Source organism: Allobosea sp. 01N443 (assembly GCF_056399325.1).
Window position 1 is genome coordinate 1 of record NZ_JBFTRC010000217.1, and the last position, 10,126, is coordinate 10,126.

Consider the following 10,126-nt stretch of genomic DNA (forward strand, 5'->3'; position numbering starts at 1 on the left):
GCCGAGAAGAATCTGACCTTCATTCATCCGCCGAGAAGAATCTGACCTTCATTCATCCTTACGACGACCCCGACGTGATCGCCGGACAGGGCACGGTTGGGATGGAAATCCTGCGCCAGCATCCGCACCGGATCGAGGCGATCTTTGTGCCGATCGGCGGCGGTGGGCTTGCCGCCGGCGTGGCCGTCTATAGCAAGTTCCTTCGTCCTGAAACAAAGGTGATCGGTGTCGAGCCGGAAGACGCGGCGTCCATGGCGAAAGCCATCCGCGCCGGTGAGCGTATCGTGCTCGACCAGGTTGGCCTTTTCGCCGACGGTGTCGCAGTCCGTCAGGCAGGCGAGGAAACCTTCCGCCTATGCCGCGACCTGCTTGATGAAGTCATTACGGTGTCGACTGACGAGATCTGCGCGGCCGTCAAGGACATCTTCGAGGATACCCGCGCTGTTGCAGAGCCTTCCGGCGCTGTCAGTCTGGCCGGACTAAAGAGCTACGCGGCGCGCGGTGCCGCGTACGGAAAGGCCCTGATCGCTATCAACAGCGGCGCCAACATGAATTTCGACCGGTTGCGCCACATAGCCGAACGAGCGGAGATTGGCGAGCAGCGTGAGGCGCTCCTCGCAGTGACGATCCCCGAGCGGCCCGGCAGCTACAGGGCCTTCATTCAACTCCTTGGCAAGCGCGCCATCACCGAATTCAACTACCGTTATGCGGATCCGCAGGCCGCGCGGATCTTCGTAGGCGTTCGGCTCAACGAGGGCGAGCCAGAGAAGCGAAGGATCATCTCGATGCTGGCGGAGCACGGCTACCTCGTGCTCGATATGAGCGAGAACGAGCTCGCCAAGCTGCACATCCGCTACATGGTCGGCGGCAAGGCGCCTGACATCGCCAACGAGATGATCTTCCGTTTTCAGTTTCCCGAGCGGCCAGGCGCGCTGTTGAAATTCCTCAACAGCCTATCGGGCGACTGGAACATCTCGCTGTTCCACTACCGAAACCACGGCGCCGACTACGGGCGCGTGCTGGCGGGCATCCAGGTCCCGCGAGACGACCGCTCAAGGCTCGCTCGCAACCTTGACGCGCTCGGTTTTCCCTTTTGGGACGAGACGGAGAACCCCGCCTATCGCTCGTTTCTATCGCAGTAGCCGTTGGGAGAACCTAAAGACGATCAAGTCGCTGCCCTTCGTCACCCCGCTTCCGCACAACTTCGGAGCCGCCCCCGCCGACGAAGGAAGGCGCAGAGAAAGCGTCTTGTAAGCCTCTGGATCGGACGCTTCTCCTGCCTCGCCGACTGGAATTTGAGGGTGGTAGTTGAGAGGAAGAGCACGCTAAACGAGCCCTCTGGAGTCAGTCTCTCGAAGTCATAGAGTTCATCCGGCCGGACGCGTTTGTAATCGTCGAGGACCAAGTGCCTCTACTTTCGGAAGTCAGTCCGACGCGCCGCACTTCGATCGGCAGAAACTCGATGAATTTCGCTGAAACGCATTCCGTCGCATTGACTTGGTCAAGCCGCCTCCGCGAATTCGTCATGGATATACAGAAAGACAAAGCCGTATGGCTGATCCCATGGTTCCGTCGGCTTGCCTACGATCAAACAGGACGAATGGCAGCTATTCTCAATAGCCCTAGCTGGCTGGGCAATTTGCCCGGTGCTCCCCCAGCACCTCCGGCGTCAGAGTCAGCGCGCGCGCCAAGCGCACGGGCTTCCCGACTGCCTCGAACACCGCCGCGTCCGAGTTCGGCAACGTCGTATAGCGCACTGGCATGGCAACGATCGTCCGCCGTGCCTCACTAATTGCCGCAACCAGAGCTTCAGCGCGTTCGCCATCGAAACTCGCCCCGATCCGCAGGTCGTGCGCCGTAACTCCTTGTGCCAGCAACTGCCGGAAGCCCTTTTCGCAAAGCTGAGTCCATCCGGACCGCGGTTGTTCGGCGCCTGCGGCAAGGCGGCAGCGACGAGCGGCAGGTAAGCGCGGAGCCAATTCAGCGCAACGAGCCCGAGCGGCACTGCAACGCGGTCGAACTCGCTCCGCACAGGCACCGCCAGGGCTGGTGCAGCGTCGGCGATCCTGGCGACTACGCGCAACAGACCGAGCTTGTAGGTCGAGGATTTATCGTCGTTCAGGATCAAGCCGCGGATCAGCGGCAGACCGAGGGTGCCGTCGTCGGGCTGGCGCAGGCAGATCGTCGTCCAGCTCACGCCGATCCGGGCCCTAGGGTCAGCCGTGTCGAGGGCACGTACGATAGCTAAGCCGTGGTCTCGGGCGAGTACCTCGATCTCGCCTAGGGAGACCGGGTACATGATACGCCCGGGTTCACTAGGACCGAAGCGCAGGGTAAGCACCAGCAGGCCGCCAGGCTTGAGCAGCGTGAACTGAAAGCACGCGAGCGCTCGCGTGGTGGCACGTGCATCCACACGGCACTGAGCAACACAAGGTCGTAGCTTAGTCCGAGGCGATGGACGGCTGCGAGACCGGGCAGGCGATCATCTACCCAGCGGAGGCCGGGATGGCGTGTCTTGCCCTCGCGGCGCATACCGCCAGATGGCTCGGCCGCGATGACCTCGAGGCCACGCCCGGCTAGCCACGCGGCATCTCGGCCAGAACCTGCTCCGACGTCGAGAGCGAGACGGCCGGGACCTCGGGGCAGCAGATCGCTTACCCCCGCAAACGCAGCCTCGGCCGAGAGCGCTTCGTACTGCGCCGCGAAATTCGTTGCGTAGCGATCATAAGCGGCGATCGTCTCGTCCTCGGCGGTCACGTCAGCTCACCAAGTGGAGGTAAAGTATCACTGGTCTTCCCCGACGAGCATCGTATTCATCCTCAGCTTGCCAGGAGCAGAGTGCGACGCCAACCGAGGGCGACTAGCGCCACGACCAGACATTGGGAGCTCGCCTGAAACCAGACATTCGCTATGCCCCGTTGAAAGGTCGATTGCCGAAGCTAATCCAGCTGCAACGCGTTTCGTTCGCGCGGTCTGAAAAGGTGYCATGAAGGCCGGGAATACCCGCGGGGGCATGCCGCATACCCAGGGCCTAAGTTCGAGCACCGTCCGCTCCGGCGCATCGCTCGTGACCAAAATGCCTGTCATCGGAAGAAGAGTAGAGAGGCATCGAGGCGAAAGCCGAAATCTTTGTCTACTTGAACGGGACCATAAGGCCAAAAATCCCGAAGGACTTCGGCATGGGGGTGCTTGTATTTCCTATGCGCCGGGTCCGATGAGAAGATGCTCACTGCCGGGCTTAAATCCGCGCCAATGCCCTCATGCCAATTACCAGCAGCGCCGTGGTGCATCACCTGAAACACGCCCGAGCGCTCCAGACGGCCATGCGGGCGATAAAAGGAGGCGAACTCGCGAAACCTGCGACGATCGAGCGTGGCGTCCCCGGTATGCATCTGGGCAAATCGCGAGATGATCCCGCGGAAGTCGGCTGAGCAGGAGATCGATCGGCGCCACAGCAGCGATTGCCCGAGGGGGCCGGAGTACAAGAACAATGAAATCAAGTTCCGTTTTCGCGCTGTCTTTCCGAAGTGCCGGTCGTAAACCTTCCTGACGGCGTCGAGGTCGCTCTGCAGCTCGCTCGTCAGCAGCGATTTAACGAGCGGCTCGACCGCAGCCTTGAAGTCCGCGGTTACTTTGTGCGCCATGCCGATGTCGTTGTACGGCACGAACTCCCAAAGCCCTGGGACCAACAGTCGCCCCCCCCAGCGCAGGAACCGCACTCCAACCCGCTTGCCCTGCCGAGCAGCTGGGTCGCCTTTGGTTTCGCGCGGCGCCTGCTCCGTCTCCGCCTTTAGGGGGCCACCGCGGTCTTCCGGTACGACCGGATCGGCGAACCCTTCGTCCTCGCCGCCGGGCCGCCGCCCCCCGACAAAAATCACTTCGCCGAACTGACCGCCCTCGATCTGGGAGAGGAAGGCGACTGGGTTGATGAAGAACCCGAAGAGCGGGTCCGCAGCGGACAGCCCTTGCTCGATTGCAATGACGAGGCGCTGCCAAGGTGGAATATAGGGAAGGAGTAGCGTCTGGATTGGCACGCTCTTAATCAGGCGTATGAAACCATTGATGTGGTCAGCATCGAAGTGTGAGAGCACTGCAAACGCAAGCTGTGCGGTGCCGCCTCCCGCCTTCAGCTCACTGCCGAAATTTTGGATGGCTCGATCAATTTGCGCGCTCCCGCTTGCAGAGCCGCAGTCATAGGACCAATGCACGGGGCCGCCGGACTTGCGGTGAAGCGACCCGGTAGCAAACAGCCCCTGGCCCATCGGCCACCAAGTCAACCTAAGGTGAGCGTCGCCCACTAGAAAGTTCGCCGGGTCAGGCCGCGCGACCTTCTGCATCGCTGACATAAACAAGCGCGCTTCGACCGGGCTGGCTGGATCCGCGTCCGGATGGCGCCCTTTATTCATTATCTCACTGATCACCCTTGGATTGAAGTCGCGATCCGGGTAGGAGAAGTACGAATGGGCCTCCTGAAAGCTCCCCACCAGACCATGGTCGACCATGGCCCTAATTAAGCTCACCTCCTCGTCCAGCAACTCGCTCACAATCAGCCCCCAGAACGCCTGACAAATTCAACGGCCCTGACAATTTCGCCGACGGATCGCGTATTTGTTCCAGACCGTTCTAGAGCTTCCCGCGTGCTTGCCAACTGACCGAAAGCAGCATGGCGAACGCCTCGGTATGGCGGCACTGAATGACCGGCAACGCTCGATAAGAAGGTGACCTTCGAATATGGAGTAGCTCATCACATKCGCCTCTGGGCGTTGCCATCGCGATGAACGCGGGCGCGGCTTTGGTGTATTCGGCTCGGGCGCTCGACGCTGTTGATGCCGTCAAAGTGTCAAACGGCGCGCAATGTTGCCCCCCGATCGGCGTCCAATATTGGGTCTGACTCAATCTCGCTGCAGATAGGCGGTGATCTGGCGTTGTCTTCCAGAAGGAATCAGCGCGATGGATCACGGAGTTCGGCCTTCCAGGCTTGTACCATTAGGCTTTGCCGTGATGCGGTCTGAGATCGACGGGGATCGCGCCGTAGTCAGCGTTCGTGCCACGGCGTCTTCGGGTGCCTGCCCATCCTGCGGAGCCTGTTCGCGACGGATCCAGAGCCAATATTGGCGGCAAGCTTCCGATCTCCCGATCGCAGGCCGGCGCGTAGACCTGAAGATTAGGGTCAGGCGCTTCTGGTGCGATGCCGTGCTGTGCGGCCGTCGCATCTTCGCTGAGCGATTTGGTAACGACGTGTTGGCTCCGCTGTCACGCCGGACGGGGCGACTGGAGATGATCGTGCATCATCTGGGCCTGGCGCTCGGCGGCCGGCCGGCAGCGAGCTTCGCTGAGCGGCTGATGGTCCCGGTGAGCAACGATACGCTGCTGCGCGTGGTCAGGCGCAAGGCGCAGGTGCCAGCGGACACGTTGACCGTGATCGGCATCGACGACTTCGCGTGGCGGCGCAATCACCGCTACGGCACGATTGTCTGCGACCTCGAACGACGACGGACCGTGACGCTTCTGCCCGACAGGGAACCGGCAACGTCAGAGGCATGGCTGCGGCATCACTCGTCCATCACAATCATCGCTCGCGACCGTGGCGGTGGATATGGCGAGGCGGCGGCCAAGGCCTTGCCGTCGGCCGAACAGGTCGCTGACCGCTGGCATCTTATGGAGAATGCCAGTCGGGCGTTTCTGGAGGCCGTGCGCAAATCCATGCGTCAAATCCGTTCCGTCATCGGCGCGACGGTGATTAACCCCGCCCTCCTGACCTCGGCCGAGCGCTTGCAATATGAAGGGTACGAGCGCCGGGAAGAGACCAACGCAGCCGTCATGGCGCTATTTAACGCGGGTGTTCCGATCAAGCAGGTCGTCAGGCGCACAGGCCTGGCGCGCGATACGGTGCGCCGCATCGTTCGCGGTCAGCGCTCCGAGGTGTTCCGGACGCGGCAAAGTTCGCTGGAGGAAATGCTGCCGTGGCTCGATGCGCAGTGGGACGCCGGAAAGCGCAATGCCACAGAACTCTGGCGCACGATGCGGTCGCGCGGGTTCCGCGGCAGCCTGAGAGTTGTGTCCGAGTGGGCCACCCGTCGGCGGCGTGCCGAAAGGRCCGACGCCGGTACCCTCGCACGCATCCCCTCCGCCCGCACGATCGCTCGCTTCATGACGAACGGGCGCGACAAGCTCTCAAAGGCGGAGACGGTTCTCATCGCAGCCATCGAGAGCGGCCTGCCGCAGTTGGCGAAGGCCCGCGAGATCATCTCGGACTTCCATCAGATGATCCGCACCAAAGCCGTCGCCGGCATGACATTGTGGATGGAGCGCGCCGCCGACAGCCTTGTGGCGTCATTCTGCAGCGGCGTCAGAAAGGACGAAACGGCCGTCCGCGCCGCCATCACTTCGCCCTGGTCCAACGGTCAGACCGAAGGCCAGATCACAAAACTCAAGCTCGTCAAACGCCAGATGTACGGTGAGCGCTGTTCTCAGGCCACAGCCTTGAGCTGCGTCTCTGCGTAAGCCCAGGGCATCAGGTCGTCGATCTGGCTCTGGGGATGGCCGGCGACGATGCGGGCGAGGACGTCGGCGAGATAGTATTGCGGATCGACGCCGTTGAGCTTGGCCGTTTCCACGAGTGAGGCGATCACGGCCCAGTGCTCGGCGCCGCCGTCAGATCCGGCAAAGAGCGCGTTCTTGCGGTTCAAAGCGATGGGCTTGATCGCGCGCTCGACCACGTTGGAGTCGATCTCGACGCGGCCGTCGTCGAGGAAGCGCGAGAGACCGGCCCAGCGCGAGAGCGCGTAGCGGATGGCCTCGGCGAGCTTGCTCTTCTGGCTGACGAGGAGAAGCTTGTCGCGCAGCCACGGCTCCAGCGCTTCGACGATGGGGCGGCTCCTTGCCTGGCGGGCAATGCGCCGCTCCTCGGCGGAGCGTCCCCGGATGTCGTTTTCGATGCGGTAGAGTTCTGCGATGCGCGCGAGCGCTTCCGAAGCAATATGCGCCGGACCGGCTTCGGCCAGTTCGTAGAACTTGCGCCGGGCGTGGCTCCAGCAAAAAGCCAGGCTCACGGCATTCCTCTCGGCCAGCACCTTGTAGCCGGCGTAGCCGTCGACCTGCAGCGTGCCCACGAAGCCCTGAAGATGCCGGATCGGCTGCTCGGCCTTGCGGTCGGGCGCGTAGAGATAAGCCACGCCGGGCGGATCGGCGCCGCCCCAAGGCCGTTCGTCGCGGGCATAGGCGAAGAGCTGGCCGGTCTTGGTCCGGCCGCGGCCCGGATCGAGCACCGGCGCCGTGGTCTCGTCTGCGAAGAGCTTGGTCGATGCCTTCAGTCGCTCGAACAGGCGCTCATGCACGGGCCGCAGGAGGAAGGCCGCCTTGCCGACCCAGTCAGCCAGGGTCGATCGGTCGAGGTTCACCCCCTGCCGGGCATAGATCTGAGCCTGGCGATAGAGCGGCAGGTGATCGGCGTATTTCGAGACGAGGACATGGGCAATGGTCGCCTCGGTGGGGATGCCGCCTTCGACGAGCCGGGCTGGCGCCGGCGCCTGTACCACCACCTCCTCGCAGGCCCGGCAGGCGTATTTCGGCCGACGCGTCACGATCACGCGGAACTGGGCGGGGACGATATCGAGACGTTCGGAGACATCCTCGCCCATCGCATGCAGCGCGCCCTGGCAGCACGGGCATGTTTTGTCCTGGACGTCGATGATCCGCTCGACACGCGGCAGGTGTGCGGGCAGCGATCCGCGGTTGGCGCGCCGCTTCCTGGCCCGCTCGGCCCGCTTTGCGGGATCAGCCGCTTCCTCGCCGGCGAGGCCCTCGGCCTCGATCTGCTCGGCCTCCTCGAGGCCTCAGCAGCAACTGATCGACCAGCAGGCTCTCGGCCCGGCGCCCGAAGCGATGGCGCTGCAACTCCTTGATGATCTGGCGTAGCCGCTCGTTCTCGGCGCGCTCCTCCGCGAGCATCGCCCGAAGCGCGATCGGATCGCTGGTCAGTGGGTTGGCCGCGTTGCTCRCGGAGCCAATTCAATCATGGATTACAGTGGCTTGCCACCGCCGAGCGATCAACTTGCCGCGACGGGGACGCGCGTCTCGCGCCGCTGATGCACCCGTCGCCAGTCGAGGCCTTCGAGCAGCGCCTGAAGCTGCGCCGCTGTAAGTCGCACGACGCCGTCGGCGATAGTGGGCCACTGGAACTTGCCGTCTTCCAGTCTCTTCGAGAACAGGCAGACACCCGTCCCATCGAAGTAGACGAGCTTGATCCGGTCAGCACGCCTCGCCCGGAACACATACACCGCGCCCGAGAACGGATCGGCGCCCATGCTCTCGCGCACCAGTGCGGCCAAGCCCTCCGCGCCCTTGCGGAAGTCGACCGGCTTCGTTGCGATCATGACACGGACCGCGCCAGTCGGGCCGATCACGAGCCGCCCTTTAGCGCGGATATCACCGCGGCAATCGTCTTCGGGCTCGCACTGGTTCCGACACGCACCACGACGCCGTCAATCTCGATCTCAATCCCGCCGCTCGACCGGGCTACGCCACGACGACGACGCGTCGCCGGCTGCCTCACGGTCTCGGGCGCCGGGCGTGCTGCATCGACCACCGCAGGCACGAACGTTGGCAATGATGCCGGCGGCAACGTCTCCGGTGCTCGCCGCAAAAGACGCCGCCAGCCGAACAACTGCTGCGGAGACAAGGCATAGCGGCGCGCAACCTCGCTCACCGTCGCGCTCGGCTCGTAGCTCTCCGCCACGATCCTTGCCTTGTCGTCGTCCGACCAATCCCGTCGGCGTCCGGTCCCGGTGAAGACCTCGAACCTCCGAACCGGCTCATCGTCGCTGGATTTAAGCGTAAGCTCTGAAATCGTCATGTGCCGAAGCCCTCAGGGGCTTCCAACATCGTCGCTCAGACCGTTGCCGGAAAGGTGGCGCCGGGACACCGCTTACGATGTACGGCCGCGGAAAGATGGACCTGCTTCAGGCTCGGCTCGTCGGTGCCCGATGATCTCGGGCTGCAGCGAGATTGCGTCAGACCCAAAGTTGCACACGATGACGTAATTGCTGCCGCTGAGCCCCTGCCTTCAGAGTGACAGAGGGCAGGCAGCGGCGCCGGCCTGAGCACGGGATGGTCATCATGAAACAGTATGTCGGGCTGGACGTATCGCAGAAAGAGACCAGCGTTTGAACGATGCCCAAGGCTTGGCGGAGTTGGTTCGGGTCGGCTGGTACCGAGAAGTCAAAGTGAAGAGTCCGGAGAGCCAGGCAACCCGATCCCTGCTCGTCGCGCGCTCGAGGCTTGTCGCCATCCGTCGCGATCTGGAAAACCAGATCCGTTCGATGCTGAAGGAGTATGGGCTACAGTTCAGCCGATCGATTGGAACGCAGTTCCAGCGAAAGGTCCTGGAGCTGGTTGTCGAGGGGCATCCGCTCCGATCCGTGATCGGGGCGCTCCTCAGTGTCCATGAGCGGACCTGCGAGGAACAGGAGAAACTCGATCGGCAGGTCCGGCGTCTCGCTCAGGACGACTGCACCACACGCCGGCTGATGACGGTTCCCGGCGTCGGCGTGGTGACGGCATTGACCTACCGCCACACGATCGACGATCCCTCACGCTTTTCCTCGGCCAGCGACGTCGGTGCCTACCTGGGCCTGACGCCGCGGCGAAAGCAATCCGGGGAAACGGATGTCAGCGGCCGTGTCTCGCATTGGGGAGATCGCTTGCTGCGAACCTATCTCTACGAGGCAGCCAGCGTCCTGATGCATCGAACCAAGAAATGGTCGACGCTGAAATCATGGGGCATCCGTCTCTCCAAGCGGATCGGGATGAAGAAGGCCAAGGTGGCCGTCGCACGCAAGATGGCCGTGCTCCTCCACTGCATCTGGGTCGACGGCACCAGCTTCGAATGGGGGAGCGAAAAGACGGCGTAGGCGCTTCCCGCATAGACCTGCTCACGAGCGCCAATCTCGGCACTCGCGATGTCCCCGCCGGGACGGCGGTTGTGGTGACCTCGTTGTTTCGGCTGACGTCTACTGGAACGTCGTTGCACACGTTGAGGCACCCAACCCGAACATCATCATGAGGCGCTCGACCTCGGAAAGGACCATGACCCCGGCGATGACCGCGCGAAATCGGAGGTTGACAG

Annotated in this window: 6 protein-coding genes and 2 pseudogenes; 3 read left to right on the forward strand and 5 right to left on the reverse strand. The window is 63.1% G+C overall.

Annotated features, from left to right (window positions below):
• A partial coding sequence (gene ilvA, locus AC1DRP_RS31725) for a threonine ammonia-lyase, biosynthetic (RefSeq protein ID WP_476770576.1) occupies positions 1–1,142 on the forward strand: 1,142 nt, incomplete at its 5' end.
• A gap of 1,138 nt (positions 1,143–2,280) precedes the next feature.
• Here the strand turns inward: ilvA and AC1DRP_RS31730 are convergent.
• Together AC1DRP_RS31730 and AC1DRP_RS31735 are read right to left on the reverse strand one after the other, a co-directional pair.
• Complete coding sequence (locus AC1DRP_RS31730) at positions 2,281–2,757, reverse strand: class I SAM-dependent methyltransferase (RefSeq protein WP_476770577.1); 477 nt, start codon at positions 2,755–2,757, stop codon at positions 2,281–2,283.
• Positions 2,758–3,083: 326 nt separating this feature from the next.
• Entirely contained in the window at positions 3,084–4,544 is a 1,461-nt protein-coding gene (locus tag AC1DRP_RS31735) for a hypothetical protein (RefSeq protein ID WP_476770578.1), read from the reverse strand.
• A 406-nt stretch (positions 4,545–4,950) separates the two neighbouring features.
• On the opposite strand from AC1DRP_RS31735, the gene AC1DRP_RS31740 reads away from it, so the two are divergent.
• Complete coding sequence (locus AC1DRP_RS31740) at positions 4,951–6,504, forward strand: ISL3 family transposase (protein WP_476770579.1); 1,554 nt, start codon at positions 4,951–4,953, stop codon at positions 6,502–6,504.
• Here AC1DRP_RS31740 and tnpC read toward each other — a convergent pair.
• The 3 genes and pseudogenes from tnpC to tnpA form a co-directional block, all read right to left on the reverse strand.
• Positions 6,471–7,950, reverse strand: a pseudogene (gene tnpC / locus AC1DRP_RS31745) (IS66 family transposase). The gene AC1DRP_RS31740 and the pseudogene tnpC sit on opposite strands and share 34 nt — an antisense overlap.
• Positions 7,951–8,048: 98 nt before the next feature.
• Positions 8,049–8,375, reverse strand: a complete 327-nt coding sequence (tnpB, locus tag AC1DRP_RS31750) for an IS66 family insertion sequence element accessory protein TnpB (RefSeq protein WP_441492562.1) — start codon at positions 8,373–8,375, stop codon at positions 8,049–8,051.
• Between the two features lie 26 nt (positions 8,376–8,401).
• Positions 8,402–8,854: an IS66-like element accessory protein TnpA gene (tnpA, locus tag AC1DRP_RS31755; protein WP_441492563.1), complete on the reverse strand. Its 453-nt coding sequence runs from the start codon at positions 8,852–8,854 to the stop codon at positions 8,402–8,404.
• Positions 8,855–9,167: 313 nt separating this feature from the next.
• On the opposite strand from tnpA, the pseudogene AC1DRP_RS31760 reads away from it, so the two are divergent.
• A pseudogene (locus tag AC1DRP_RS31760) lies at positions 9,168–9,911 on the forward strand (IS110 family RNA-guided transposase); the annotation flags it as partial.
• Positions 9,912–10,126 lie beyond the last annotated feature (215 nt).